This window comes from Nostoc favosum CHAB5714, from assembly GCF_020829495.1.
GTDB classification, from domain to species: domain Bacteria; phylum Cyanobacteriota; class Cyanobacteriia; order Cyanobacteriales; family Nostocaceae; genus Nostoc; species Nostoc favosum.
This window is the reverse complement of the sequence record NZ_JAIVFQ010000003.1, coordinates 19,776-46,453: the sequence shown is the minus strand read 5'-3', so window position 1 is coordinate 46,453 and position 26,678 is coordinate 19,776. Positions and strand designations below refer to the sequence as shown.

Here is a 26,678-nt window from a genome sequence, read left to right as displayed (position 1 = left end):
CGCAAGAAAAATAGCGATGCCTGCGGCGGGCTGCGCCTACGCACTCTCTGCGATGGTGTTAATTAGCTTTGCAACCGTAAATCAATTACTACTACTGCGATCGCATGGTCTTGATTTATATAATAAATTCAGCGATCAACAACAAATACATTATGAAAACGATATCTATCGAATTTCCAGATAGCGTTTTTTCTGCTCTCAGAAAAGACCCTGACGAATCCCCAGCATTTTCTGGTAAGATAGTTACTATCTTGACCATCAATGCCACAAGCGAAAACCAAGCTAATAAGTATATGTTGCAAGAGAACCCTTCGACTTCGCTCAGGGTAAAAGATTTGGGTCTTGGGAACCAGGACTCCTGCCCTTGGAGGGAATGTAAGACCAAAAAAACTACGGAGTTTTTGAGGCTATTCCTGATGAATTGGGAGCGATCAACTTCAGCCGTAGGCAAGTGTGAGTAGTTCACTTCAGTTCCTCATACAACAAGCAGAAGAATAGATGTCATGGCGTAGCTTGCTTTTTAAACCCTCAACAAACCAGAGAAAGCAAGGGTGTAAAATCCTTCGTATACCAAAAAATTTCCTCTGTTTATCTTCCCTATAGCAACTTCCGCCTTAAGAGTAGCAGCTTCCGTCTTCCTTGCAGCAACTTCCGCCTTCACGTTTGGGTATTTCGCGCAGCCTGTAGCAGCTTCCGCCTTCCTTGCAGCAACTTCCGCCTTCACGTTTGGGTGTTTCGCGCAGCCTGTAGTAGCTTCCGTCTTGCTTGTAGCAACTTCCGCCTTCACGTTTGGGTGTTTCGCGCAGCCTGTAGCAGCTTCCGCCTTCACGTTTGGGTGTTTCGCGCAGCCTGTAGCAGCTTCCGCCTTTAATATAACGTGAGTTTAATTACTGCGATCGCATGAATCCCCAACTATAACCGCAGGTTTAGTTGGTGGTGCGTTCAAATCAAAGATTTGTGTAGAGTTCTTGCACTAAAGCATCCATTTCAAGCTTCTTTTAATCTTGGGTTCCTGAAACCATTATCAAATTATTCGTTGTATTCGGTTGAAGTTCTCTAGGATGTTCTGTTTGAATGAATTCATCAAACAATTTGAAAAACTGCTCTAGTGCAGTGTGTTCATCTTGGGAAAAAAATAAAATAATCTGATCCCAAGTCTGATTGGAAGTTAAATTAAATCTTTGCTGAATCCAGGTTTGAAATTCGGAAAATTGCTGTTCTTGTTGTGTTTGAGGGATTCCTATCTGGCGACGAGCAAAGCAGTAACCTGCTAGAAAAGTGCGGAGGTTGGATATACAAGCTCGTCCTAAATACATGGCAGGACGTTTCCGTATATTGTGGATTAGGTCATATAAATCAACCATCTGTCCCTCTTGCTTAAAATTCGGTTTCGGTGATTTGGAAATTGCCGCCTAAATCTTGGGCAGGGCAGTATAGATTATTAATCAGTCTACTCTGGAAATTCCTTCGGGGTGGATGTTGTCAAAGATGAATTCTTGTCCATCAATTTCAACGGCGATCGCTTCATGTCGCCCATTGATGGAAATGTTTTGTCGGAGGCGTTCATGGTAGATATTGCAGAAAGGATCTTCTGTGCTACCCGTAAAGAGGCTAACCTGTTTACCAGAAATGTTTTGAGCAATGAGGAATTGGCGCAAGGCGATCGCACAGGGAACACATTCAAAAATCTGGAACTGTCTAGCGATCGCACTCAGTTGACTCTGAAGGCTAGCCTTGGTCATGATCTACTTTTATCAATTTCCCAGTACTAGCCATTCGTTTGCGTAGGTGCAGCCCGCCGTAGGCATCGCTTTACGCAACAACTTTATTCTTTTTGATGATGAAACCGAATTCCTAGAAAGATGTCATAAACAAACTCAAAAAAGTCTTTTTTCTGCAACAATCCTGAAGTTTGATAACATCCTTTTTCATCTAACAGGGGCTTCATGACATAGTATGCAGGTTGGTAATTATACCAAGGAATAGAAGGCCACAAATGATGAATTAAGTGGTAATTCTGTCCCATAATCAGAATATTGAGAACTTGGTTCGGGTAGACGCGAGCATTTTTCCAGCGATCGCGCTCCGCAAAAGGACGATGCGGTAAATAATCAAAAAATAATCCCAGTGCTATCCCCACCACAAAAGCTGGTATAAACCAAAAATTCAGAATGTAACCCAAAAAGTGGTATTGCACTGATATATAAACAATTACACCAACAATTAAGCGGCTGATGAACCATTCTAATAGCTCATATTTACGCCACAGTCGCCGTTGAAAGAAAAATACCTCATGGTACAAAAACCGCACCGCAATCAGCCATAGCGGGCCACCCGTAGAGACATAATGATCTGGATCGTCTTCGGGATGATTGACATGTCCATGATGCTGTAAATGCACCCGCGTAAACACTGGAAAAGCAAAAGCTAGCATCAATGCACTGCCATGCCCTAACATCGCATTCATCACCCGGTTACGATGGGCAGATTGGTGACAAGCGTCATGAATTACCGTCCCAGCACAATGCAATGCAACAGTGTTAACGCTAAAGCACAGCCAGTGCGGCCATTCCCAAAGCCAGTAACCAAAGTTAGATAACACCAGCATTGCTACAGCTATCAAAAAAAGTAGTAGCGTGGGATTAAAATCACCAGGAGGCGCTAAAAATTCCTTTGGCGGGATTGTCAGTGGCTTTTGTGCCTCCGATGCGATCATCTCTAACATTGACTCCTTCTTAATCAAACATTACAAATATACGATAAAGATTAGGAAAGAATAAAATTTTGTAAAGTTTTGTATAGCAATATTTATCCATAGCTTTGCATATCAGTAGATGAATAACGCTATGATTCCAGACGAGGACTAGTCTTTACTGATAAGTGGGGTGTGACAATTGGCAAGAAGTTGATGGGATAAACAACGTTTGTTAGGAGGATGGATACAAGATTGATGTACTATATCTAGTCTATCCCACAGCCTCCACTCTCCCATAAGCCCTCTCTAACTGCTTATATCTATTGATATAGCAGTGACTGAAAAGGAGATGCCATTTAAGTTACGATGACTTCCCAGATAGCTCCCTAACTTCAGCCCCTATGCAATTAAGAGATTCTCTACGCCGGACAAAAATTGTCGCTACTATTGGCCCCGCCACTAGCAGTCCTGAAATGCTCAAGGCGATTATTGAAGCGGGAGCCACGACGCTGCGGCTAAACTTCTCCCACGGAACTCATGCCGATCATCAGCGTAGTATTCGCTTAATTCGGCAAACCGCCTTTGAACTAAATCAGCCAGTGGCTATTCTCCAAGACTTGCAGGGCCCAAAAATTCGCTTGGGAAAGTTTGACAACGGGTCTATAGTTTTGGCAAAAGGCGATCGCTTCACCTTGACAAATCGTCCAGTTGTAGGTACGCAGGAAATTAGTTGCGTCACCTACGATTATTTAGCCGAAGAAGTCCCGGTTGGCGCAAAAATCCTCCTTGATGATGGACGAGTAGAAATGGTTGTGCAGGAGATTAACCGGGACAAAGGGGATTTGCATTGTCGAATCACCGTGCCTGGAAAACTTTCTAACAACAAAGGCGTAAACTTTCCCGGCGTTTACCTGTCAATTAAGGCAATGACCGACAAAGACCGAGAGGATCTGATGTTTGGTCTAGATCAAGGTGTAGATTGGGTGGCACTTTCCTTTGTCCGCAATCCGCAGGACATGATCGAAATTAAAGAACTAATTTCCAGTACAGGCAAGCAAGTGCCAGTGATTGCCAAAATTGAAAAGCACGAGGCCATTGAACAAATGGAGGCGGTTCTGGCTTTGTGTGATGGCGTAATGGTTGCCAGAGGTGACTTAGGGGTGGAATTGCCAGCTGAAGATGTTCCGGTACTCCAAAAGCGGCTAATTGCTACAGCAAATCGCTTGGGAATTCCCATCATCACCGCCACCCAAATGTTAGACAGCATGGTGAGCAATCCCCGCCCCACTCGCGCGGAAGTATCGGATGTGGCAAATGCGATTTTAGACGGCACCGACGCGGTAATGCTCTCCAATGAAACTGCTGTGGGTAGCTTCCCTGTAGAAGCAGTGGCGACGATGGCACGAATTGCCGAGCGTATGGAGCAGGAGGAAGCCCAACACTTAAACTTACGTTCTTCGAGAGATGCCCGGCGCTCCATTCCCAATGCTATTAGTCAAGCTGTGGGTCAAATTGCCGAACAACTAGGCGCAGCAGCAATCATGACCCTAACGCAAACGGGGGCAACAGCTCGCAATGTCTCTAAGTTCCGTCCCCATACACCGATTTTGGCAGTGACACCCCATGTGAATGTGGCGCGACAGCTACAAATGGTGTGGGGAGTAAAACCCCTGTTGGTGCTAGGATTACCTTCCACTGGTCAGACATTTCAAGCTGCGATCAACGTGGCTCAGGAGCTTAAATTGCTGTCTGAGGGAGATTTAGTAGTAATGACTGCTGGCACACTCCAGGGAATTTCCGGCTCCACAGATTTGATAAAGGTAGAGGTGGTAACGGCAATATTAGGTCACGGAATAGGGCTGGGACAAGGTTCAGTAAGTGGTCGCGCAAGGGTGGCTAATACTGGTATGGATGTGAGTAACTTTAATCCTGGAGACATATTAGTTGCACCCCGCACTAGTGCCGATTTCGTCGAGGCAATTCGTAAAGCTGCCGGAATTATTACTGAAGAGGAAAGTCTTACAAGCCACGCAGCAGTCATTGGCTTGCGTCTCGGTGTGCCAGTGATTGTCGGTGTGAAGCACGCAACGCAGGCAATTCGGGACGGGGCGATTATAACCCTGGATCTGCAACGGGGTTTGATTTATTCTGGGGCAGTGAGAACGGCTTAGGGCTGGGGACTGGGGACTGGGGATTGGGGAGATGAGGGAGATGAGGGAGATGAGGGAGAGGGGTGTAACCAATGCCCAATGCCCAATGCCCAATGCCCAATGCCCAATGCCCCATCCCCAATTCCTTTATCAAACAGTTGCGATCGCTACCCCAAGCCATCCAGCAAAGTTTTGCTGTTGTGTGGAGTTAGGATGCTCAACAGGCTTTACCTGATACCGAGTGGGATGTGGTGAGGTGAGGATGATGGAATAAGTACGGAGTTCGTCTTGGTGGAAAACTGCGACTTCAATTTTATCGTTTGGTTGGTAATCTTTCAGGCGATCGCTTAAGCCACCCGCCATTAGCTTAATTCCATCAATTGCTAGTAATTCATCACTTGCATCAATTCCCCCTATTTGTGCAGGTGAACCTGTTTCCACAAACTTAATAATCTCCCGCCCATTCTCTGTATTTATTCTCACACCTAAGTAAGGTTCTTCCTGCTGATCAGCTACCAACTGCAAGCCAAAGGGTTCTAAATACTGATTCAAGGGCAAATCGTCAGTGCCATCAATGTAGCGTTTAAAGAAATCAGTCAAATCCATTCCTGCTACAGATTCTATAACTTCCTGCAACTGTTCTGGGGTATAGCCAATTTCAGCTTGTCCAAATTGCTGCCACATTTTCAGCATCACGTCATCAAGGGAGCGCTGATTGTCGTGAGTAGAGCGAATCAGTAAATCCAGCAATAACGATACCATTTCTCCCTTTAAATAGTAGGAAATTTGGGAATTACCGCTATTGGCATCCGGGCGATAGAGTTTTATCCAGGCATCAAAACTCGACTCAGAAACGGGTTGTACCTTGCGCCCCGGTGTCATTTCATATCTGGTAATTTCTTTGCCCAAATTATTCAAATACCATTGAACATCATAAATTCCTGCCCGCAAAGGAATTAATAAGTCATAGTAACTAGTAGTACCCTCACAAAACCACAATGATGGTGTGTAATTTTCTTGGTCGTAATTAAAAACCTCTAATGCTTTTGGACGAATTCGCTTGACATTCCACAAGTGAAAGAACTCGTGTGCTACCAATTGGATAAAGCGATTGTACTTATCTTGAGCGCGAAATCCAAAACGCTGGTAAATTAAGGAGCAAGAGTCCTTATGCTCCAAACCGCCAAAAGCTTGGCTAAATAAGTGTAGTAGAAACACGTATCGTTGATATGGCAAACCACCGAACATCTTTGCTTCTACCTGAATAATTTTTTGAATATCAGCAATCATCTGCTGGGCTTGGAAATTTCCTTGCCCCCAGATTGCCAGTTCATGGGGTTTTCCCAAAACCTCAAAATTATACAATTGGTGGCGACCAATCTCAAAGGGAGTATCAACAAGAATATCAAAATCGCCAGCCAAGAAAGTATTTGTTTCCTCACCAACGAGTGGCAAGGCAGTAGTTACCTGCCATTCCGGGCGTGGTGGTACAATGGTGGCGCGAATAGGTTGGTTCTCCCAGCCCGTTATTCTAAAAAATAGTGCCGCACCGTTGAAATAACCGTGGGTAGCATCTAAGTGATTAGTCCTTACCGATAGCTCATTCGCAAAAATGCGGTAACGTACAGTTAATTCTGAAACACCCTTTTTATCTATCTGCCAGTGATTTTTACTGATCTTCCGCCAAGGTAAAGGCTTACCCTCTGCAAAAGCCCCAAAATCCTGTAAATTCTTGGCGTATTCCCGGACTAAATAGGAACCGGGTGTCCACACCGGTAGTTTTAAATCGAGAATCGGCGAGGGGTAATCGACAAGGTGTAAAGTCACCTCAAACAGATGGGTTTCTGGTTGGGACATTGCCACCACGTAATGAATCGTTGGCCTGGTTTCCTGGAAGTGGGTATTGGGACGAGTTGCTGTTGCTTCAGTCATCTTGTGTGCTGAGTTAATACTCAATGGTTAATGGGATTGGTGATTTCTCCTATCATGACAAATTCGCCTTTTAAGTTTTGACTTCAAATCGAGACGGCGCTAATTTGCTGCGGTTGGTAGTCAGAACCAAGTTTGTTGGCACAAAACCCAGTATCCCGTACTTGATTTGGTTCAATTGTTTTTCCCCAGTCCAAAGGAGCCACTACATACTGTATAGCTCCTTGCTGTTTAAAATCTGCGTTCCAAAAGTTATTAATCTTAGTTTGATTCATGTAAAATGCCAGTTGCCAGTTGTTAACCTTGGTATTACCCTGATTTGTAATTTTGAAGCTGACACAAAATCCAGTTTCCCAGTTGGAATTGATGTCAGTAGTGACTTTTAGTTGGGCAATATTAGTAGTAGATGGGGAGACAGAAGGAGTAGGAGTTGGGGAGATAGAAGGAGTAGTACATGGGGAGACAGAAGGAGTAGGAGTTGGGGAAGCAGGAGGATTACTCGGTTGATCTGGCGGTTGAACTTGTACCGATGAGAGCAGTTGGGACAGTAATTGCTGCTTGGGTAGATCAACACTTTGCCAATCATCTAGTAAAATTCCGCCTGTATCACTACTATTAGGATTCCAACTCCAGTAAGTAAAGCTCAAGTTATTTTTTTGAATGTATTTCACCAACTCATTTTGCCAAATTCCTTCTTTGGAATTTAAGTCTACTTCCCGTCCCCCAAACTCCCCAATCAAGATGGGAGCAATATTCTGACTAGCGATATAGTTAAATCCTATTTGCCAGCGATCAATCAGATTCTTAGGAAAGTTAGAAGCAGAAAAGTAGGGCTGATTGTACACCCCAGGGCCGTACTCATGAGGAGAATAGACTAGCTTATTAGAACGAGATAAACATACTGGATAGCGTTTCACACCTTCTAAATTTCCGCCATGCCAATGCTGTGGCAGTTTTTGACCGGGGACATTCTTTTCCACTCCTTCAACAACAATTAGCCAATTAGGATTAACGTTGAGAATGGCATTGCCTGCACGTTCTGCTGCTAGTCGCCAGTCAGTACTTATATTGTTATCACCCCAGCTAGCTTTCCCGTAAGGTTCATTTTTTAAGTCTGCGCCAATAACGTTAGTTTGATTCTTGTATCGGATTGCTAACATTGTCCAAGTATCGATCCAGTCTGCTTCCGTAAAACCGTCTCCATACCACAATTCTGGAATTTGCAGGTCGTTGAGGCGGTGGCTGTCGAGCAGAATTAGCAATCCTTGACGTTCCGCCTCCTGAATAACTAAGTCCATTACCTCCAAGGGGGTTTTACCTTCAAGTTCTTGGTTGCTGCCAATTCCAAAGTCAATGCCACTTACATCAAGCGATCGCAAGGCTGCCACAGAATAAGGTAACCGGATGACGTTATATCCTAAGTTCTTAATCTGTGCCAGCATTTCTTTATAATCTCGTTTCCATAAACCGTGAGGGGCGTGTGTATCAGTTTCCATACCAAACCAATTAACACCTCTTAGCAATACAACCTTGCCTTGGGCATCCACAATGGTTCTACCAATTGTTGAAAGTGGTAAAACCATTGGCGTCGCAGCCCTAGAAACATCTAAACGAATACTAACAGGTGTTTTAGTAAAAATAATTACTAAAAATACTGTTATACTTAGAAAAAATATCAGTAATTGCTTATGTAATTTCAATGTTCTTGATTTATTTTTATCGACAAATAGCATACTATTATTACTTTTATTGTAGAAGAATATCTAAGTTGAATACGCAAAAATATAGGCAATAGTTTTTTCTGGCAAAAAACTTTTACCGTATCTTTACTTAAGCATGATTTTTGTAAAGATGATTTTTAGCCGACTATAAATATTTGTAGTCTGATTACAATGCATTCATATTACAGTTTTTTGTATTACTTAATTAACCTTCCATACCTCTGACCATCCTAGTAATATTAGAGCAATATTTAGCTACTATTGTTTCTGTACCCTAAAAAATTGGATAGTGGAAGTCAATAACGCTGAAAACCTTAATTACCAATACGTATAAACTTGTATCTAGGTTTTGTATTTCCCTTTATTTAATTTTAGATAGTTGTTTAATTTACAAAAAATTTACGTAATCTACTGAGTTCTTCATGAGTTGTCTATTGAAAATATCTCGGATACAGAATAATTTAGATACTAAGGCAGTACACATATTGAGTCACCGCGAAAAGTCTATACAAGCTAGATGTTATAAGCGGTAATTATATCTGCTGCAAGCTCCTCATAGTCTTTTATTTTACAAAAGCTTCTGATATGACACTTTCTGCACTGCAAAAATTTTTACTACCACCTGCGATCGCTTCTCTAAGTGTATTTTCTTTAATGTCATTTCCCCTTGCTACACTAGGTGATAAACAAATTGCTATCAAATTCCAGGAAGAACCTATTTTTTATGGCAAACTTAGAGATATTGCTATTCCTTACGTAGTCTTTGCAACAGCACTTAGTATAGGGTCTGGAATTTCAGCACTCGCTTTCTGTGGTTGGCGAAATTCTTCTTCCAAATCAGCGAAAATTCAACAGGAATTATCTAATCTAGAGCAACACCTACAGCAAAAAGAGACATTACTAAAAGAATGGCAAGTTTCCGAGCCTCGACTGCAAATTTCTGGATTGAGCGCTTTTTTAGATGACGAGGTACCTTTTGACCAAGCTCTCAATTCAAAAAACTCTGCAATAACTGCATCTCAACCTATTGGAGCGCAAATCCCGACGCCAGCGCACACACAACCAGTAAATACTGTACCAAAGGTTGCAACTCAAAAAAATACCACTACCACTATCAGAGATATTGCCGCTACTTCTGCGTTTGCATCTGCCCAAACTTTCCTTGGCTATGCTCAAGAGAATCCCAACAATATCAAAGAAATTACTGCTGGTGAAGTGAATCAAATAGCAATTATGCCATCAGAATTTGAAGAGTTGCAAAACCAAATTAAAGAGATGATGCTACAGATGCAAGCAATGCAGGAGAATTTGCAACTAACGTCTCAAGCAACAAATGCTGAGGTAGAATCCCCAGCTAAATTTCAGATTTACTATAATACTGTCCTTTAAAATCTACTCAAATCAATGCCCACTGAATTGGTGGTTATTGGGTAATTAATATCTGGATGCCAGCGCTCATATTGAGGCTGGTATTCTAGTTTTTATCTATCAAAAAGAGAGCGATTGAGGGCTACAGTACCCCGCCCTCAATCAAGTAAGAAGTAGGGTAGGGGTACATAGACCTAGATAGGATTATTTTATGGGTTTGATACCCATCTTAATTCTCACCTGAGAAACTCTGAAGGAGTTAGATAGGCATTCGTTTGCCTATTTTTAATGGGTGGAGGTAAGGTACTTTTAGAAGCTATAGATTGCGGCGGGATTTGATATCGGTTTCCCCAACCACCGTTCAAGTCTTCGGGTTGCCGACGAGGTGGTATTGTTTTCCCCGTAGGTATGGGTATTGTTAAGGTTTGGCTAACTTGTAAATATTTTTCACCTTCGTTAGTAAAGCGAATCAACTTACTTTCAAGCTTTTCAAGCTGTTGATTTTCTAACTTCAACTTTTGAGAGTTTTGATTATTTGGCTGTTCCGACTGAGTAGCAGGATCGAAAATAGCTACAAATGTAACGCCACCTTCTGGAAATAGTCGTATTTGTGCTGGATTTGCTTGCCAGACTTCTTGGAAACTACCATCGGGTGAAACTTGCCACAGATTCAGCGCAGCCTCCCATTTTCCCTGTTTCACTTCCACAATTTGACGAGCCAAAATTGAACGGTTAGTATTTGTATCTGAATTCAGTAAAGCTTCTGTTTGTCCTGATACCGGACGCAAATAACGCACAGCGGCCACTGTAATCTTGCTAGATTCGGGCAGATTGGTACTACCGACGACGTTGTATACACCTTTACTTGATATAGATTGTACATCTCCAATTTTCATATCCACCTTTTCTTGTGCTTTTTGAACACAGCCATAACTGGCAGTTAAAAGCATTAGGCAAATACCTGCCTGGAGGTTAGTAGGAGATAAAGCTTTTAATTTGGTCAAAATAGTCTTTGAATCAAGATTTTGCATGGTAAAAAGCATATTTTTTTGTTTATTTGCCAATTAACTCAGATTTTTACCTATTATGCCCAATTTATTTTTAAAACTAACAAGTTTTATCGACTCTTAATCAATTAATTGAAAATTAAAAATTTTATCCAACCTAGTGGTTAATACTCATTTAGTTTGCTAAAGTAGCGACATCTAATAACCTAAATATGTAGTTGTTACCCAACTAGGCTGATGAGGCAAACAGTACTCGATTGTTATAAATTTACTTTTCCAAGCCAGTACCACAAGGTTTATCCACTGCTTTGTACTGTCGCCGTCTCGATTTGCTGGGTACTGGCATTGAGCGAAAAATCTTCAGCTCAAGTCAACCCATCTCAGCTAAAGACTATTGACTACCAATTGGGTTTAGCAGAACCGCTACCAGTGCCTAAATTACCCGTCAATCAGAGTCAATCTCAGCCAGGATCGCAAACATTGCCTCCTCCACGTGTAACGACTGGTGTAGCAGTTGCACCGATCGCTAATCCAGTGTTGAAAGTTGTGGAACCCAAACCAGTCAACGATCTCCAACAAATGGAGAGTGTCTTTATCCAGCAGCAGGTAACTGGAAAAGCCCCGGCAGCACCACGAGTGGCAGCAGGTGGGGACACTTCTGACCTTAATTTAGGATTGCAGGGACAGATGAACGGCTCGGAGCCACCAAGTAGTTCAGCCCCACTGCCACCACTCGCCAATTTGCCTGCAACGCCAGAATCAACTGCACCAGCAGCACCAACTTTTAATCAACTACTCAGTTCTCAAACAGCCCCCCTGTCACCACTTCCCAACTCGGCTGCAACGCAAGAATTCACAGCACCAGGAGTAGCACCAACTTTTAATCAACTACTCAGTTCTCAAACAGCCCCCCTGCCACCACTTCCCAACTTGCCTGCAACCCCAGAATCAACTGCACCAGCAGCACCAACTTTTAATCAACAATTACTCAATCCACAGACAACACCATCAGTCCTTAGTACAACTCCCACTCCAAGCACAGCAGTGCCAGTTACCCCATCGATAACTACTCAACAACGCCGCCAGCTCCCTAGCAGTAGTTTAAGGGAACCCTCTTTACAATTCCAAGGAGTTTATATTAACCAAGGTGGCGACACCTCAGCACGGGCGAGAGTCAGCGGAGTCTACCCACTGTCTCCTCAAGCTTTGATTGGGGCAACCCTGGACTTAACAAGCCAAGGCAGCAACCGCAACTTGGATGACTCCCGAAACGATGGTTTGAACGTCAACGAGCTTTATTTGGCGACTTCACTAGCAGGAGTACCTAATCTGCGATTTGTGATCGGTCAAATAGATTTAACGTCTTATTTTGATCGCAACAGCTTTGCCAAAGATGGAGCAAGTCAATTCTTTAATCCGGTGTTTCAAACCAACCCAGCACTGGCAGCGACAGGGATTAGTTCACGCACTGGTTTTTTAGCCGATTGGAGTGTCACCGACAATATTGAAGTGAAAGCGGCAGTCTTTTCATCAGCAGACAAAATCGGTGACTTTTCTTTAGATGGATTTGCTGGCGAAATCGGCATCCGTTACGGCAATGCAATTATTCGTGGTACTTATGCCAGCGATCGCGACGCTGGTGTTGGTGATAGCTTCCTTGAAAGCTTTAGCATTGCCAGAGGTAACAATCAATTTGGCCCTGATAAAAACGATCGCGAAGAAGCATACGGTGTCAACGCCGAAGTTTTTATTCCCAATCTGAAATTAGGTTTATTTGGGCGCTATGGTCGCTACGAAAACCGCACTTTAGGAGAGGGTGCAAATACTTACGTCTTAGGAGCTAGTTTTGTGGATCTGTTCACCCCCGATGACCGAGTAGGAATAGCCTATGGACGCGCTCTCTCTAACGATCGCCTGCGTCGTGGAGAGCGTCCTGATGTATTGGAAATGTTCTATGATTTTAAATTTCTTGACAATCTACGGCTAGGCTTTTCGGTTCAAGCGCGTGATGATTTCTCAGAAACAGTCTTCGGTATCAGGGTGAAATCAGAATTTGATATCACTCCCAGAGGGAGAATTACTCAATGAGTCAAAATAATATAGATAAAAGGCAAAAGGGAAAAGCTAAAAAAATTAAATATCGTTCTCTTTTTACTTGTTCATTTTTCCTTTTTACTTACTTGCTAACAGTGCCATTTTTGGGCAGCATTGCCCCTGCTCAAGCACAGAGCTTATCAGCATCGGCACAAAAGGGTTTTGCATTCTTAAAAAAAGGCTTGATTAATGATGCGATCGCAGCCTTCCAGCAAGCCCTTAAAAGTCAACCGCAATCTTCGCAAGTTAGGTTAGGATTAGCGATCGCTTATCGCAAAGCCGGACGTATTCCCGAAGCTTGGAGTGCTTATCAACAAGTACTGGCGGTAGATTCCAACAACCAACTAGCTTTAAAGGCAGTTGGTCTATTGGCTACTTATCGTCCTGAATGGAACTTAAAAGGAATTGAGGCTCTAACAACTTTATTAGAGTTAAATCCTAATGACTCAGAAGGTCGTCATTACCGTGCTCTACTCTACTCTTATCAAGGACGATTAAGCGAGTCCCTGGCAGACTACCAAATCGTGCTGAACAACAACCCTACGCCAAAGGCAGTTGTTGATGCGGCTCAAACTTATAGTTACAGTGGGGATTTTCCTAAAGCACTAGAGTTGTTTAACCGCTACCGCACCACTGGCAAAGCTATTACAGAGTATGCAGCACTAGCCTACGGTCGCACCTTACGAGAAACAGGCAATCCTGGAGGGGCAGTACAGGTTTTAGAAGCGCAGTTGCAGCGCTCCAATAAACTTGACCAGATAGGGTTTGAAACCCGTAAAGAACTAGCTGTAGCATACCTTGCCAATCAACAACAAGCTCAAGCTTTGGCGGTTTTAGATGTATTACAGGGAAGGCCAGATGCGATTTTGCCCTTAGCGCGATCGCTCAATGAAATTCGCAAGTACACCAATAACCCCACTCTCACCCAGCAAGTTTTCAATCTCTACCGTCAAGCACTGCAAACCGATCCCAACCCTTCCCCCAAACTACTGCGCGAAGTCGCTGATGTCTTTACTGGGTTCCCCGAAGGACGACAAACAGCACTGCAACTGTATCGACGGGTGGCGTTAGAATTTCCCAACGATCAAAGTCTGGTGGTGCAACAATTAGCTTTGGAAAATCAGCTAGGTTTACTCGGTAAAAATGACTTGAAACAGCGTTTGGCTACTGCAATACAATCAGCACCGAGCGATCGCGTCCAGTTACAACAGCTAGCTAATGCCTTAGTGAACATTGATGTTCCCGACCCAGAATTTTTACCTGTGTACCAAAATCTTTTACAAATGGGGGTTAACGTACCATTTTTGAATTTCCGGGTGGCGCAAATGTATGTGCAGCGCCAAGAGTTAAATGGTGCAAGGCAAGCTTTGGCAGCTTACACAGCTACCCCCGCAGGTGCTAAAGACCTCGCACCCCAATTACTAGCAGCAGAAATTGAGCGTCGTGAGGGTAGTCTCGAAGCTAGCGCTCAACGTTACCAAGCTGTGATTGCTAGCAAGCCAAATAATAGCGATATTATTGATGCTGCTTTGGGCGGACTGGCTGGAGTGCGACTGCAACAAAAGCGTTTTGATGAGGCTGTGACAGTTTATGACCAATTGATAGCTCGCAATCCTCAAAATTTGTCGATTCAACTAGGGCGTGCTAGTATCGCCTATCAAGCCAAGCGGATCTCCCAACCAGAAGCAGAGGCAATTCTCAACAATTGGTTAGCTACACAACCTGCAACCAATACTCCTCCAGAACTATACAGTTTGATAGGAGCGTTGCCTACTGATCCGCAAAAAGAAGCTTTATATAGTTATCTGGTAGAAACTGACCCTAGTTCCATACCACTACAACTGCGCCTATTACAGGTGATAGCAAAACGCAATCCTGCCCAAGCACAAGCGCGGATGAAGCAGTTGATTGCCCGTATTCCTAACACTTCTGACTCATACCAGTTGCAGGCAGAGTTGGCTCGATCTGTAGGTGATTTGAATTTGGCTAGCAGTACCTATCAGAATATTTTGGCGCAGCAACCAGATAACATCGATGCCTTAGCGGCTTTAGGCGGAATTCGCTTTGAACAGCGCCGCTTTGAATCGGCACAGGAGATTTATGCTCAAGTGTTGGCACAAAAACCGGAAGACAAAGGCACACGCCGCGCCCTTGCTGGATTGAATGCGATTTTAGATCAGCCTTTGACAGCACTGGCACAGCTAGAACAACTGCAATTAGAAGCAGCCGCAGAAGGAGGAAACGATAGCGATGCATCTCGGCAAATACAGCAAATCCAAACAGACTTTCTGCTACGACGAGGATTTCAACCCCCTTGGGAAGATTATCAACGTCGAAACAGAAATTAGCGATCGCTTAAATCTTTTACAAATCAAACTGTTCTTAGGATGTGGCACTTCCCAAAAGTGGCAGCTATTGCCTGCCTGATTGGTTTATCTGCCTGTGTCTCTAGTTACTCGGCAGCAAACCCCAAAACGCCGGATGAGCAAACTCCGGTGGCAAACGTCCCCACTGAAGGTAGTAGTCAAAATCTCACTGGATTATTAACTGATCTTCCTAAATCCACCCCCAACCGGGAATTACTAGCCCAAAGTTGGGATAGCTACCGCCAAAGATTTATTCAGTCAGATGGGCGAGTGATTGATTACGAAGCAAGCGATCGCTCAACTAGTGAAGGCCAAGCCTATGCTTTGCTAAGAGCAGTACTGATTAATGATCCGGCAACTTTTGCCCTGACTTTAAACTGGTCGGAAAATAACCTCCAGCGCCAAGCAGCTGGTAAACGCACAGATAGTTTGTGGGCTTGGAAGTGGGGACGAAAAGAAGATGGTAACTGGGGTGTCATCGACGCCAACTTTGCTAGCGATGGAGATATAGATGCGATTACTGCCCTGATTTTAGCATCACGGCGTTGGAATCAACCCGAATACCTGGAACTGGCAAAACTCAAACTGCAAGATTTGTGGAACTTGTCCACTATCTCAAAAACCCAAGGTGAGCGCTACCTGTTACCAGGGCCTGTAGCTGCATTTGTCCCAGATGCATCTACCGTTTACCTGAATCCCTCTTATTTTGCACCCTATGCTTTTCGCATCTTTGCACAAGTTGACCCCCAACATGATTGGTTGAGTTTGGTAGACAGCAGCTATCAAGTGCTAGAAAATTCCGCAAAGCTTTCTCGCGTAGGTTTACCCAGTGATTGGGTAGCTCTAAATACCAAAACAGGACAATACCAAACCCTACCAGCATCTAGCACTTTGAAGAGTTTGTATAGTTTTGATTCCTATCGAGTCTGGTGGCGTTTGTCGTTGGATGCTGCCTGGTTCAACTCACCCCAAGCGCAGCGCTATCTAGTGACATCCACTCAGCACCTGCAAAAACTATGGAGTAAACAATCAATACCAGCACGCATTGATCTCCAAGGGAAACCATTAGTAGATTACGAAGCTACATCCCAATACGCTATGTTGTATGCCGCCATGCAGTTAGTGGAACCAGCGATCGCTCAAGAACTGCTTGTGAAAAAAATACTGCCTCAATACAAGCAGGGAATTTGGGGAGACCAATCTGCTTATTACACCCAGAATTTGGCTTGGTTAGGATTGCTACCTCCAAAGACAATTCCCCAGCGATTGTTTAAATGACATTCCCTGACGCTGAGTTAGGGTACAAGCTTCCCAAATAGCTTTTACTCCCCGCAGACTGACTTCCGTTGATTTTTTTAAAATCCGATGGGATGATTTTGAAGTTCTAAAAGCAACAAAATACTTGTGCTTTTTACGTCAACAATTTGAGTAAATTCACACTAAAATCACGCTCTACCATGAAGCAATTGTTTCATCTTTCCCAAATTAGTAAAAAAGCAATTATTGTTACTTCTTGCTTTTTTTTGTTTCCTAGTTCATTATTGAGCGCTCAAGCTCAAACCAAAGGTGATCTGCAACAAGAAGTAACTTTATTAGCTCAAGCAACGACATCAGAAAATACTAGTAAAGCAGACTTAAAAGCTCCTAGTGCTAAGAACCTGACAAGTTACACCTTAGAATTTAATCGTAGTCCGATCGTGGGCAACCGGATGCGCTTGCGCGGGGTTTACTCAGAAGGTCGTCTTGCCTTTACCCGTCCTCGTGGCTGGAAACTAGATCGGGGTAAGGTACAAGCTTTAATCCGTTTTCAACACTCACCAGCACTGTATGCCAATCGCTCTAACCTGACCGTGCTATTGAATGGCATCAGTGTTGGTAGCGTACCACTCAATCGCAAAGAGTCGCAAGTAGGTCAAGTACTGTTCAATATCCCACCAAAGCTGCTGCAAGACTACAACGAACTCGTATTGGTGGCACAGCAAAATAACACCCTCGAATGTAGCGACCCTAGTAGCCCCGACTTGTGGACAGAGATTCTGCCAGATTCCAAATTAATCTTGAACTTTGAACGGCAGCCGATTCCCCTGAATTTCAGCCGCTATCCTTATCCTTTCTTTGACGAACTCGGCTTAGAAACTAACCAAATTGCTTATTTGCAACCGAGTCAAGTCGATCAATCCTGGTTGACAGCAGCAGCTCGCTTACAAGCGGCATTGGGGAGAATTGCAGATTTTCGCCCGATTCAGACGAGCGTGGTGTCTGATGTCGCAAATGTGAAGGCTAACGATCGCTTGGTGATCATTGGTACTCCAAATGAGCAACCAGCCTTAAATACTTGGAAGAATTTGCCCCTGAAAATCGTCAGCAATCAAATTCTCGATCGGGATAATAACCCCGTACCAGATGAAACAGGAGTGTTGATTATAACTAAAGCTGAAAAGAGCGGGATTCCGGTTTTAATTGCTACTGGCAACAGTGCAAAAGCTGTGGAAAAGGCAACCCAATTTTTATCACAGCCAGACTTGCGGAAAATGGGTACTGGTCAGGTGGTTTTTGTCGATACCCTCAAGGAAGGCTCGACACCAGGACTCCGCCAATGGCCTCGTTATTTGCCAGAACAAAATTCTTTTAAACTGGGCGACATCAAAACCCAGGTAAATGGTGAGCCGTTTAGTGATGTGACTGTACGTGGGATCGGAGCGCCGCCAGTTGAAATTGATTTTCGGGCTTTACCAGATGATAGATTTCTCCGGGGTAGTTCGATGAATCTGGTGTACAGCTACGGGCCACAGGTTAATCCGCGAACTTCTGCGATCGAAGTTTTACTGGATGGAGTTTTCATTGGTGGGGCACGTCTTGATTCTGAGTCGGGAGAAACTCGCAAAAACCTCAAAGTCAATTTGCCGGAAAACTTGATCAAACCCAACTCGAAACTGCAAGTTTTCTTGCGGATGAATCCGAGAGAACCGTTTGATAAACAAAACTGTCTTCAGCCACCAGATCAACAACTGACAGGTACGGTGCATTCTGATACTAGCTTCGACCTGAAGCGGGAAATCTCTACACAACTACCAGACTTGAACCTGCTGAAATTCGGTTTTCCCTTTGCTGCACCACAGGATTTGTCTCAGACAGCGATTGTTGTGCCACAAATCCCCTCGAAGACAGATGTGTTGACCTTGTTGGCTTTTAGCGAACGCTTGGGAAGGCTCAGTCAAGCAGATGCTGTCAAACTAAATGTTTATACACCGGATGCTTTGCCAACAAAAGTCCGCAAAAATGACCATCTGGTAGGAATTGGAACGCGAGAAGACTTTCCTTTTCCCGAAGTATTTAATTCCACTGGCTTCAACTTGAGTCAGGCATATTCGCGCTCCTCTGCCAATGCTGTGGTTCAGACCCCGCAGGATACCCAAGGGATGATTAAGCAAATTATCTCTCCTTGGAATAGCGATCGCGTCGTTCTAGCTTTAACTTCTCAAACCGAAACTGGTTTAGAGCGAGTGCGACAAGTCCTCAATCAAGACCCGTGGTTCTTCCAACTCAAAAAGGATACGGTGCTAATTAGTAGCGATCAAAAAGACCCAGTTTCCTACGATGCTGATGCCTATCAACTACAGTTTTTCCAAAGCGCCCCAAACACTCGTCGCTTAGAAAATACCACTATCCTCAGTAAAGCATCACGCTTTTTACAAGAAAATTGGCTATTGCTACCTGTGGGCATTTTCAGTGTGTCTCTAATTCTTTACGGAATTCTTCAGTTGTATCTCAAGCGCTTGACTGCTGACAAAAAGTAGACACTTTCAGTCAGGTATCGCCCATTTTAAATTTAAATTTCAAAATTTAGATCCACAATGTCTTCTTCTCCACACACATCGCCCCGGAAATCACGCGATCGCCAGCGCTTAAAATTGAGCAATTGGCTGATTGATATTACCCCTCGATTTTTTGACCGCACTCTCCAAAGGGTGGGTGTGAAACAGTTTAAGTGGTTTATCCTGCTGCTATTGTTGCTCTCAGTGCCACTGATTGTTACCCCGATAGAAGTTTGGCAGCAGGGATTGGTAGCAGTGTTTCTCGTGCTACTCGGTCAACTGGTCATACACGCAGAGTTTCAAGAGTCATCTTCAGAAATCAGCCAGTATTACCACTTGTTTCTGCTGTGGCTGAGTATGGTAACAACGCTGCGTTATTTATACTACCGCACCAGCTACACCCTCAACTTTGATGGTTGGCTCAACAGCATCGCTTGCGTATTCTTGTTCGCCGCCGAACTTTATGCCATCCTCACCTTGGTATTGGCATACTTTCAAACCCTGAAAATTCAAGAACGCCAACCAGTTAATCTCACAAACATTCCTCAACAGGAATGGTTCAAAGTTGATATCTACATCCCCACATACAACGAAGATGTGGAGATTGTTCGTAAGACTGCCGTGGCAGCCTTGGCCTGTGATTATGCTCCTGATAAAAAAAAGGTTTATGTCCTTGATGATGGTCGTCCAGAAAAGTATAAAGAGAACGACCCACGCCGAGAACAGTTTAGCAAAAGACGGGAACAGCTACGGCAAATGTGCCAAGAACTTGGCTGTATACACATGACGCGGGACAATAACGACCACGCTAAGGCTGGTAATATCAATACCGCCTTTTACAAAACCGACGGCGATTTAGTGTTGATTTTGGACTGCGACCACATTCCATCGCGGCAATTTCTCTTGCATACAATGGGTTTTTTCTTCGATCCCAAAGTATCGTTTGTCCAAACTCCTCACTGGTTCTATAACCCCGACCCCTTCGAGCGTAATTTGCTCACCAAAGGTAGAATACCCGCAGGCAATGAACTGTTTTATAAGGTACTGCAAAAAGGTAACGATTTTTGGAATGCCGCCTTTTTCTGCGGTTCTGCAGCATTAATCCGCAAATCCCACGCTTTAGAAGTTGGGGGAATTGCAGTGGAAACAGTGACGGAAGATTGCCACACTGCTTTGCGATTGCATTCGCTGGGTTACAAGTCTGTCTACTACGACAAAATTATGGTGGCTGGTTTAGCGCCAGAAACGTTTTCTTCTTACGTGGGACAACAAGTGCGTTGGGCAAGGGGGATGGCGCAGATTCTGCGATTAGAAAACCCCATTTTTAATCCGAAGCTGAACCTGACATTTGCACAACGGATTTGTTACTTTAGCGCGACTTCACACTTTTTGTATGGCTATCCTCGACTAATATATGCGATCGCTCCGACACTATTTCTATTATTTGGCGTTAACTCTGTCCAAGGTTTGGGTTTAGAAACTTTAGCCTACGCCCTACCCCATATTCTCCTCTCCCTTTTTACTAACTACATCATTTACAAAAACGTCCGTTTCTCCTTCTGGAATGAAATTTTTGAATTTGCGATGGCTTTCCAGGCTGGGTGGGTGACGATGTTAGCGCTATTTAATCCCAAGCTGGGTTCATTTAACGTTACCGACAAAGGAACGTCAATAACCAAACGCACCTTTGATTGGGAATCGATGCGTGGTCTTTTGGTGGTGACAGCACTTGTAGTCTCTTCCTTGCTAGCTGTTCCCTATTGGCTGCTGCTACATCCTGAAGATTGGCAAGCGGTCTTAGTCAACACCATGTGGTCTATTTTTAATCTGGTTTTGCTGATAGCTGCTTTGCTGGTTGGCTTTGAACAACCACAAGTACGTACTGCTCACCGTTTACAGCGTCGCCTCCCCATCTTAATTACCAGTAACGGTCAAACAATCATGGGCAAAACGGTGAATATTTCAGAAACTGGGGCATTAATTTCTTTAGAAACTTGGCCCAATTTACTGGATGAAGCGGAAGTTGAGGTGATGGGAGATTATACTGCTAGCGCCTCTTTAACAGCGCAGATTGTCCGAGTCTCTCCTATTAATGACACAGAAACGCTTTTGGCTGTTGATTTCGTGAAGCTCAACGATGCCCAACGCGATGCTTTAACTCTAGTTTTGTATTCTGATGTCCGGGAGTGGTATTCTCAAAAGGGCCAGTATGTAGACCGACCCTTCGCTTCTCTTGGATTCTTAGCCACAAGTCTGACTCGCGCCTTGCGTGACGTGAAACAAACTAGCCGTAAAAAGGTACGCAAGCAGGTAAATAGCCATAGCCGACTCTACTGGGATGGTAACTTCTTCTTTGCAGTAGCCACAGAATTAGGAACAACGGGTTTGCGCTTGGAAATAGAGGATACAAAAGCCGTGTCTTCTCACAAAATGCTAGGACAACAGGATTTGCACACTATGCGAACTGTTAAACCATTAGTTGGTTTACTGTTGAATGAGGATGAGGAAAACCTCTCATCTAACCGATTTGTTGCCGAAATTAATGCAGTAGAAGAACAGACAAATGGCAAGATTGCACTCGAATTAGTTTTTCCAGAAAAATTCAAAGAACGTCAAGACACAAAAATTAAACAACTGTTGGAGGTTCTGTAGCAGAAGTACTTGACTAGATTTTGACCAGCGCAAGCTCCATTTCAGTCCAGATGTTGCTTGCGCTTGGGAGTGTTTTAAATTACAAAACTTAATTCAATTTTTATGGGGTGGGCCGAAAAGCCCACCCAGTTTATATGGCGTTCGTGTCGCCCATCCCACAATAAATACAGCAGATTGCAACAGGCGTGAGGTACAGATAATCGTAGGGGCACAACATGTTGTGCCCCTACCCGTGTACTTCATTTACCTGAAATACGCTGTAACCCTCTTCTGTCACTCTCCGGTAGGGCGAACGCTAGAAGCCTTATGAGGCAATCAATACAAGCTATACTATTAGAAAAAATAGGTCTTGTATTTGTTATTAGAAAATAATCGCGCGATGCCTGCGGCGGGCGGAGCCATCGCTTGCTATACAAAAGCTCTAGAATGCAGAAATGGCAAATGTTTTCGGAGAGTGACAGAAGAGGGGTAATTGAATATTTTTTGATTTGGAAGTCCTTAATAACCCTTAGCAATCACACTTTGCCAGCCAAGTTCATCAACTGTTTAAAGTTTACGAGATAAATAATGTTATTGGCGCTGTCAATTTTAATCCACCCTTTCTCATGCAGCTTTTCCATAATTTTGGTGGTTTCTTCAACACCAATTTCTGTTACCTCTGCTAAATCTTTGAAGGGAATGTTAAAAATTTCCTTTCCAAAATTCGATTCTTGACCATAGCTTTCGCCTAAAGTCACTAGGGTATGGGCGAGTTTGACTGCTGGTGGTGAAGACCGCATTTGTAAGCGCAAGTTAATTTGCCGCAATCGCCGCACCATAAGTTGTAACATCCGGTGATGTAACTGCGGGTCTTTGAACAAGATTTGAATAAAACGCTCTCTGGATATACTCAGCAAATTCACGGGCGAAAGGGCAATGACATCGGTTGAGCGTGGAGATTCATCCAAAATTGCCATTTCTCCAAAAAAATCGCCTTTACCAAAAATTGCCAGAGCTACTGAATCTTCCCCGACGGTACGCCGAACTTTGACCCAACCAGAAACAACGAAGTAAACGGCGTTACCCCAGGCATCTTCCATTACAACGGCTCGCCCAGATGGGTATTCATGTTCAATTGCAACGTTGAGCAGCCATTCCAAAGTCTGTGGGGTGGCTGTACTCATTAAGGGGAAAAGTTCACTAAAAACCTCAGTCTGCATGAAATATTTGTAAAAATGGATTCAAGAGCAGGAAACTAACTTTGTCACTATAAATTTGTTTAAACCGTAATCTTACTTAGAATACGGTAGCAAAATTTTTACCTATTTAAGTTGAACTCTAAGCTTGATCAGTCTAGAGTTCGATTACAACATAACAATTATGTATAAAATTGGAATCAGGGATTGCACTTACAGAACTATGATTAGAGGGCAAAATGCCGAAGTATTAATCAAAACTTTAGTTGTGGATATAAAGCCTACTAGTATAAAAAAATATATCGAGCGTCAAGTGCCACAAGACACAAGGCGTCCAAGATCAATCCCATGCTTTTAAGCGTGAGTTCCTTCTGCTTTTTGCCTCCTGACTTGAAAGTTGGGAGTTGGGAGTAGGGAGTAGGGAGTGGTGAGTGGGGAAAGACCACTTTCATGCTTGGTTGTGAAACTTGCTTCATCGGGACTGCCTTCTGGCTTCTAAAGTTCTAGTTCTACTCTAGTAACTGAGGCATGAGGGGATGAAAAGGCAAAGGGGAGGAATTTCCTATGAATTCTCCCCTGCTCCCCATCTCCTAGTTTGGTACACCACCTTAATTGAGCAACTAAATGCCTCACAGGCTACTCCTGGCTTCTTAAAGCTTGGGCTACAAGATAGATTTTTGTCCATTCGCCTAACACTTGATGGGTTTTGAGTTTTAACTGTTGGCCTATTGCTTCTATTGAGTTACCTGCTTTCCGCAAATCTAGAATCTGCCGCCCCAGAGGAGTCAATTTTTCATCAAGTTGCTGCCATTGGTTTTGGCTTAAACCCAAGTTATGCTCTTGCAAGGAAATTGAGAGCCAATTGTCTACAAGCTCTGGTTTACCTTTGAGGGCAAAAACACGCACCGCGTGATAACTAATTTTTTCTCGCAGACGGTATACTTCTTTAGTCTGCTTATTTAATCTGTGGGCAATCTCTTCTTGGGATTTACCTTGTAAATACAGTCGTAGCCACTCTAGTGCGTCTGTTCCCAGATTTTCTTGTAAATAATTTTCAAATTCTTTTTGTACTGACTGACGCAGGGCAAGTTGTTCCTGTAGCTGTTGTGCTTCAATAAATTCTGCGATCGCCTGACTATCGACTAAGTTAACTCGATTGTCATTGTCGTCTGTGAGAACTTCTTCTGACACCAGTCTAATTAAGTCACGACTTGGCACTTGGGTTAAGCCACCGCGCTGAGTGCGACGCAAATAATTCACAAACCGATAAGCTAATAGGGGTTGATTGCGTACTGGTCGCAGACAATATTCTTCTACACTGGCAAATAGCAGAGCATCCCCCAATCGTCTATCAGTTGTATATTTGGCAATATCAGCCATTTGCTGTTGCATCTGGCTGTCGCTTTGCAGTAATTCTTGGAGTACTTCTTGCAACACATCCATCACACTACGCTGGCGATCGCGGCTGAGGGCAACCCAAGTCTGAATTTTATTCCGTAATGTTACTAAACTCCCCAATCGCGTTATCAAGTTCCGATAAGCACGTTCTCGCCCTAGTCCCAAATAGCGTTGACGTAAAATTCTCCAGCGATATTCCATCGCTTGTTTGGCGATATCGAGTTCCTTAGGGTTAAACAGATCAAACCGTTTTGAGTCAGATCCCAACAGCCAGAGAATAATACTTTGCCTAGCAGCTTCATTTTGGTCTGGACATTCCGCAGCCAAGCGCTTTCGCCAATCTAGAGCTAGTTGTTCCACATCTGTTGTCATAGTGAGATTGCGTTCCTCGAAACTCAATTTTGAAGTTTGCATCACAACCCCCGTTCGTCCCACCTAATTGTTTAACTGGCAACTTGCCCGAATTTCATGAGTCTCATGAAAATAGCTCAGTGATTCCACTTTTATTACGTCTTAATTCACTGGAATTATGCAGAAATTTCTATATTGATGTTTAGCTTCCAATTTCAAAATTCACCAAACCCATACCTATGAAGCTTTTGGGGCTATTTTTTAATTTAACCTTTTTGTAAAGTTATGTTTTTTAACTGAGATAGAAATCTGCCTACAGTGCTCGGGATACACCTTTGCACGAGATGGGTTGAGAAAATCTAAACATTTTGCAACTGAGCCAAGGAACGAATCTAATTTAACTCAATGCCAGGCGTAATTCCACCCGTATAAGTTTCAAGGCTCTACAAGGCCTTACGTATAAAAATACTTAGCGGGACTTAGACAAAAATTAAGCCCAAATTGCCAATTTCTCCAATATACTGTCTACCCACTCCATCCGTAAAATTACCCGGAGGCTCCGCGTCTCCGGCTTTGCGCTTTTTCACTTGCCCTGAATCATCAATGATTAAGCTAAAACCTCTGCTGATTCTGGTTTGACTACATTTGTTCATGATCTGCAAGCGGTGTTCGTTAACCAGGGAACTAGACCAAGGGGCTTCGGTTAAAAAGTGGTGTAAACGATGGTAAGTTACCCCTACCGCGTTCTCTGCGAGCTGGAATATGTTTTTTCTTTCACTTTCTCCCAATAATCCCCCGTGGAGGATGCCTAAACTCTCTTTTTTGAGCTTTATGAGTAAACACGTCATCAAACCGTTTACACCATTTTTCAAAGCACGGTGGCATGGCTGCGGGGGTTGTCTCTTTCATTTGGGAGTTACTTCAATGTGAAAGCTATGCTGATAAAGCATTATACCCTGTTTTTATTTTCTTTTTTGTTTAAGTCCTGATAACCATAAGTTGGGATTGTAAGGTCAAATATCTTACTACAAACTTTTAATTTTTTACACAAACTTACTTAATTTTTAATCGATAAATAATAATAAACGTTAAATACAAAACTGCTAATGCTTACAATAAAGGCGATTTGGAGTTTTTGCTTGCTGTTTTTATTTCTTTTGTGGGGTGGTGATGCTCTAGCAAGAGAGTTGTCTGAACGGTTAGCAAATTTTCCTCAATGGGAAAAATTAACTTCAGTACAACCTGCTTCGGGTGATTTGGTTTACCCTGAATGGATGGCTGGTACTTGGCAAGTTACAAGTACTTTGGTAGATTTAGCTGCACCTTTAGCACCAGATATAGTAACTCCAGGATTTGAAGGTAATCGCCGACAATTAAATCAGCCTGTGAGTTTTGTAGTAAGATTTGTGAAAGAGCAACCATCTATTACTAAGTTAAAAATATTACCTCAGATAGATAAAAAATCCCCTTTAGTAGCAGATAGAGCGTTTAATAGCTTGAATTTGGCAAGAGCTTATTTAGGGGATGAAGCAGTGCTATTAGTCAAAGTAGATCCAGATTCACCTAATCGTCAGATTACGTTCTTGCGTAGCAGTCGCCAACTAGTTTCCATTGTGACTGCACGGGCTACAGAAACTACCCCTGATGACAAATTCATCACTACAGAAGTGTTTCAACAACTATTCAAAGGCGGTTCACGCCCCTATTTAAACTCTGTAGAATCCACCACTGCTTATCATAAACTTTCAACAGCGAATCCGGCGATTGAGGCAGATCAAGTTACTGCTGTCTATCTTTCACCGCAAGATCCAGATTACTTTAAAGCTGGTTCTCGACCAGTAGCCCTCTATCGCTATCGCCTAGAATTTATCCCCGCACAAATGCCTACTACTCCAAAGGAGTGATTTAATCTATAGCCCTTGACTACTTTGTAATACATTTGTAGTATATAAATTCC

General features: G+C 43.4%; 18 protein-coding genes and 1 pseudogene. 9 read left to right on the top strand and 10 right to left on the bottom strand.

Annotation, left to right across the window (positions count from 1 at the left end):
- Positions 1 to 16: 16 nt before the first annotated feature.
- The gene (locus LC586_RS03115) at positions 17 to 184 is read left to right on the top strand and encodes a hypothetical protein (protein ID WP_229482939.1); all 168 of its coding nucleotides are present in this window, start codon (positions 17 to 19) and stop codon (positions 182 to 184) included.
- A 336-nt stretch (positions 185 to 520) separates the two neighbouring features.
- Here LC586_RS03115 and LC586_RS03110 read toward each other — a convergent pair whose 3' ends face one another.
- The 4 genes from LC586_RS03110 to crtR form a co-directional block, all read right to left on the bottom strand.
- Positions 521 to 787 carry a hypothetical protein gene (locus tag LC586_RS03110; protein ID WP_229482938.1) on the bottom strand — a complete coding sequence of 89 codons (267 nt, stop codon included), beginning with the start codon at positions 785 to 787 and terminating at the stop codon, positions 521 to 523.
- A gap of 211 nt (positions 788 to 998) precedes the next feature.
- Positions 999 to 1,364, bottom strand: a complete 366-nt coding sequence (locus tag LC586_RS03105; RefSeq protein ID WP_229482937.1) for a hypothetical protein — start codon at positions 1,362 to 1,364, stop codon at positions 999 to 1,001.
- Positions 1,365 to 1,445: 81 nt separating this feature from the next.
- On the bottom strand, positions 1,446 to 1,742 hold the full coding sequence (locus LC586_RS03100; protein ID WP_229482936.1) for a papain fold toxin domain-containing protein: 297 nt from the start codon (positions 1,740 to 1,742) through the stop codon (positions 1,446 to 1,448).
- A gap of 83 nt (positions 1,743 to 1,825) precedes the next feature.
- Positions 1,826 to 2,716, bottom strand: coding sequence for a beta-carotene hydroxylase (gene crtR / locus LC586_RS03095; protein WP_229483227.1), 891 nt, complete (start codon positions 2,714 to 2,716; stop codon positions 1,826 to 1,828).
- Positions 2,717 to 3,096: 380 nt separating this feature from the next.
- On the opposite strand from crtR, the gene pyk reads away from it, so the two are divergent.
- Positions 3,097 to 4,866: a pyruvate kinase gene (gene pyk / locus LC586_RS03090; RefSeq protein ID WP_229482935.1), complete on the top strand. Its 1,770-nt coding sequence runs from the start codon at positions 3,097 to 3,099 to the stop codon at positions 4,864 to 4,866.
- A 129-nt stretch (positions 4,867 to 4,995) separates the two neighbouring features.
- Here the strand turns inward: pyk and LC586_RS03085 are convergent, their stop codons facing one another.
- Positions 4,996 to 6,777: a M61 family metallopeptidase gene (locus tag LC586_RS03085; RefSeq protein ID WP_229482934.1), complete on the bottom strand. Its 1,782-nt coding sequence runs from the start codon at positions 6,775 to 6,777 to the stop codon at positions 4,996 to 4,998.
- An 83-nt stretch (positions 6,778 to 6,860) separates the two neighbouring features.
- A complete protein-coding gene (locus LC586_RS03080; RefSeq protein WP_229482933.1) occupies positions 6,861 to 8,507 on the bottom strand; it encodes a cellulase family glycosylhydrolase in 1,647 nt (548 codons plus the stop codon).
- 573 nt (positions 8,508 to 9,080) lie between these two features.
- Here LC586_RS03080 and LC586_RS03075 point away from each other — a divergent pair.
- The gene (locus LC586_RS03075) at positions 9,081 to 9,884 is read left to right on the top strand and encodes a hypothetical protein (RefSeq protein WP_229482932.1); all 804 of its coding nucleotides are present in this window, start codon (positions 9,081 to 9,083) and stop codon (positions 9,882 to 9,884) included.
- A 215-nt stretch (positions 9,885 to 10,099) separates the two neighbouring features.
- Here LC586_RS03075 and LC586_RS03070 read toward each other — a convergent pair whose 3' ends face one another.
- Complete coding sequence (locus LC586_RS03070; RefSeq protein WP_229482931.1) at positions 10,100 to 10,906, bottom strand: hypothetical protein; 807 nt, start codon at positions 10,904 to 10,906, stop codon at positions 10,100 to 10,102.
- Positions 10,907 to 11,107: 201 nt separating this feature from the next.
- On the opposite strand from LC586_RS03070, the gene LC586_RS03065 reads away from it, so the two are divergent.
- From LC586_RS03065 to bcsA, 5 genes are all read left to right on the top strand, one after another.
- Positions 11,108 to 12,958 (top strand): carbohydrate porin, encoded by a 1,851-nt coding sequence (locus LC586_RS03065; RefSeq protein ID WP_229482930.1) that lies wholly within the window; start codon positions 11,108 to 11,110, stop codon positions 12,956 to 12,958.
- The gene (locus LC586_RS03060; RefSeq protein WP_229482929.1) at positions 12,955 to 15,312 is read left to right on the top strand and encodes a tetratricopeptide repeat protein; all 2,358 of its coding nucleotides are present in this window, start codon (positions 12,955 to 12,957) and stop codon (positions 15,310 to 15,312) included. The genes LC586_RS03065 and LC586_RS03060 overlap by 4 nt, the downstream gene beginning before the upstream one ends.
- A 39-nt stretch (positions 15,313 to 15,351) precedes the next feature.
- The gene (locus LC586_RS03055) at positions 15,352 to 16,608 is read left to right on the top strand and encodes a family 8 glycosyl hydrolase (RefSeq protein WP_233715452.1); all 1,257 of its coding nucleotides are present in this window, start codon (positions 15,352 to 15,354) and stop codon (positions 16,606 to 16,608) included.
- Positions 16,609 to 16,787: 179 nt separating this feature from the next.
- Positions 16,788 to 19,127 (top strand): cellulose biosynthesis cyclic di-GMP-binding regulatory protein BcsB, encoded by a 2,340-nt coding sequence (locus tag LC586_RS03050; protein ID WP_229482927.1) that lies wholly within the window; start codon positions 16,788 to 16,790, stop codon positions 19,125 to 19,127.
- Between the two features lie 57 nt (positions 19,128 to 19,184).
- Positions 19,185 to 21,797 carry a UDP-forming cellulose synthase catalytic subunit gene (gene bcsA / locus LC586_RS03045; protein ID WP_229482926.1) on the top strand — a complete coding sequence of 871 codons (2,613 nt, stop codon included), beginning with the start codon at positions 19,185 to 19,187 and terminating at the stop codon, positions 21,795 to 21,797.
- Between the two features lie 515 nt (positions 21,798 to 22,312).
- Here bcsA and LC586_RS03040 read toward each other — a convergent pair.
- The 3 genes and pseudogenes from LC586_RS03040 to LC586_RS03030 all read right to left on the bottom strand — a co-directional run.
- Positions 22,313 to 22,996 (bottom strand): Crp/Fnr family transcriptional regulator, encoded by a 684-nt coding sequence (locus LC586_RS03040; RefSeq protein WP_229482925.1) that lies wholly within the window; start codon positions 22,994 to 22,996, stop codon positions 22,313 to 22,315.
- A 612-nt stretch (positions 22,997 to 23,608) separates the two neighbouring features.
- Positions 23,609 to 24,784 (bottom strand): HetZ-related protein 2, encoded by a 1,176-nt coding sequence (locus LC586_RS03035; protein ID WP_229482924.1) that lies wholly within the window; start codon positions 24,782 to 24,784, stop codon positions 23,609 to 23,611.
- A 440-nt stretch (positions 24,785 to 25,224) separates the two neighbouring features.
- Positions 25,225 to 25,630: pseudogene (locus tag LC586_RS03030) on the bottom strand (transposase); the annotation flags it as partial.
- 197 nt (positions 25,631 to 25,827) lie between these two features.
- Here LC586_RS03030 and LC586_RS03025 point away from each other — a divergent pair.
- Entirely contained in the window at positions 25,828 to 26,625 is a 798-nt protein-coding gene (locus LC586_RS03025; RefSeq protein WP_229482923.1) for a DUF6816 family protein, read from the top strand.
- Positions 26,626 to 26,678 lie beyond the last annotated feature (53 nt).

Bases quoted from the DNA above. Each gene is read 5' to 3' on its own strand.
- LC586_RS03035 (WP_229482924.1), bottom strand. From the start codon at position 24,784: ATGCAAACTTCAAAATTGAGTTTCGAGGAACGCAATCTCACTATGACA.
- LC586_RS03025 (WP_229482923.1), top strand. From the start codon at position 25,828: ATGCTTACAATAAAGGCGATTTGGAGTTTTTGCTTGCTGTTTTTATTT.
- pyk (WP_229482935.1), top strand. From the start codon at position 3,097: ATGCAATTAAGAGATTCTCTACGCCGGACAAAAATTGTCGCTACTATT.
- crtR (WP_229483227.1), bottom strand. From the start codon at position 2,716: ATGATCGCATCGGAGGCACAAAAGCCACTGACAATCCCGCCAAAGGAA.
- LC586_RS03050 (WP_229482927.1), top strand. From the start codon at position 16,788: ATGAAGCAATTGTTTCATCTTTCCCAAATTAGTAAAAAAGCAATTATT.
- LC586_RS03100 (WP_229482936.1), bottom strand. From the start codon at position 1,742: ATGACCAAGGCTAGCCTTCAGAGTCAACTGAGTGCGATCGCTAGACAG.
- LC586_RS03060 (WP_229482929.1), top strand. From the start codon at position 12,955: ATGAGTCAAAATAATATAGATAAAAGGCAAAAGGGAAAAGCTAAAAAA.
- LC586_RS03040 (WP_229482925.1), bottom strand. From the start codon at position 22,996: ATGCAGACTGAGGTTTTTAGTGAACTTTTCCCCTTAATGAGTACAGCC.
- LC586_RS03115 (WP_229482939.1), top strand. From the start codon at position 17: ATGCCTGCGGCGGGCTGCGCCTACGCACTCTCTGCGATGGTGTTAATT.
- LC586_RS03105 (WP_229482937.1), bottom strand. From the start codon at position 1,364: ATGGTTGATTTATATGACCTAATCCACAATATACGGAAACGTCCTGCC.
- LC586_RS03065 (WP_229482930.1), top strand. From the start codon at position 11,108: ATGAGGCAAACAGTACTCGATTGTTATAAATTTACTTTTCCAAGCCAG.
- bcsA (WP_229482926.1), top strand. From the start codon at position 19,185: ATGTCTTCTTCTCCACACACATCGCCCCGGAAATCACGCGATCGCCAG.
- LC586_RS03080 (WP_229482933.1), bottom strand. From the start codon at position 8,507: ATGCTATTTGTCGATAAAAATAAATCAAGAACATTGAAATTACATAAG.
- LC586_RS03055 (WP_233715452.1), top strand. From the start codon at position 15,352: ATGTGGCACTTCCCAAAAGTGGCAGCTATTGCCTGCCTGATTGGTTTA.
- LC586_RS03075 (WP_229482932.1), top strand. From the start codon at position 9,081: ATGACACTTTCTGCACTGCAAAAATTTTTACTACCACCTGCGATCGCT.
- LC586_RS03085 (WP_229482934.1), bottom strand. From the start codon at position 6,777: ATGACTGAAGCAACAGCAACTCGTCCCAATACCCACTTCCAGGAAACC.
- LC586_RS03070 (WP_229482931.1), bottom strand. From the start codon at position 10,906: ATGCTTTTTACCATGCAAAATCTTGATTCAAAGACTATTTTGACCAAA.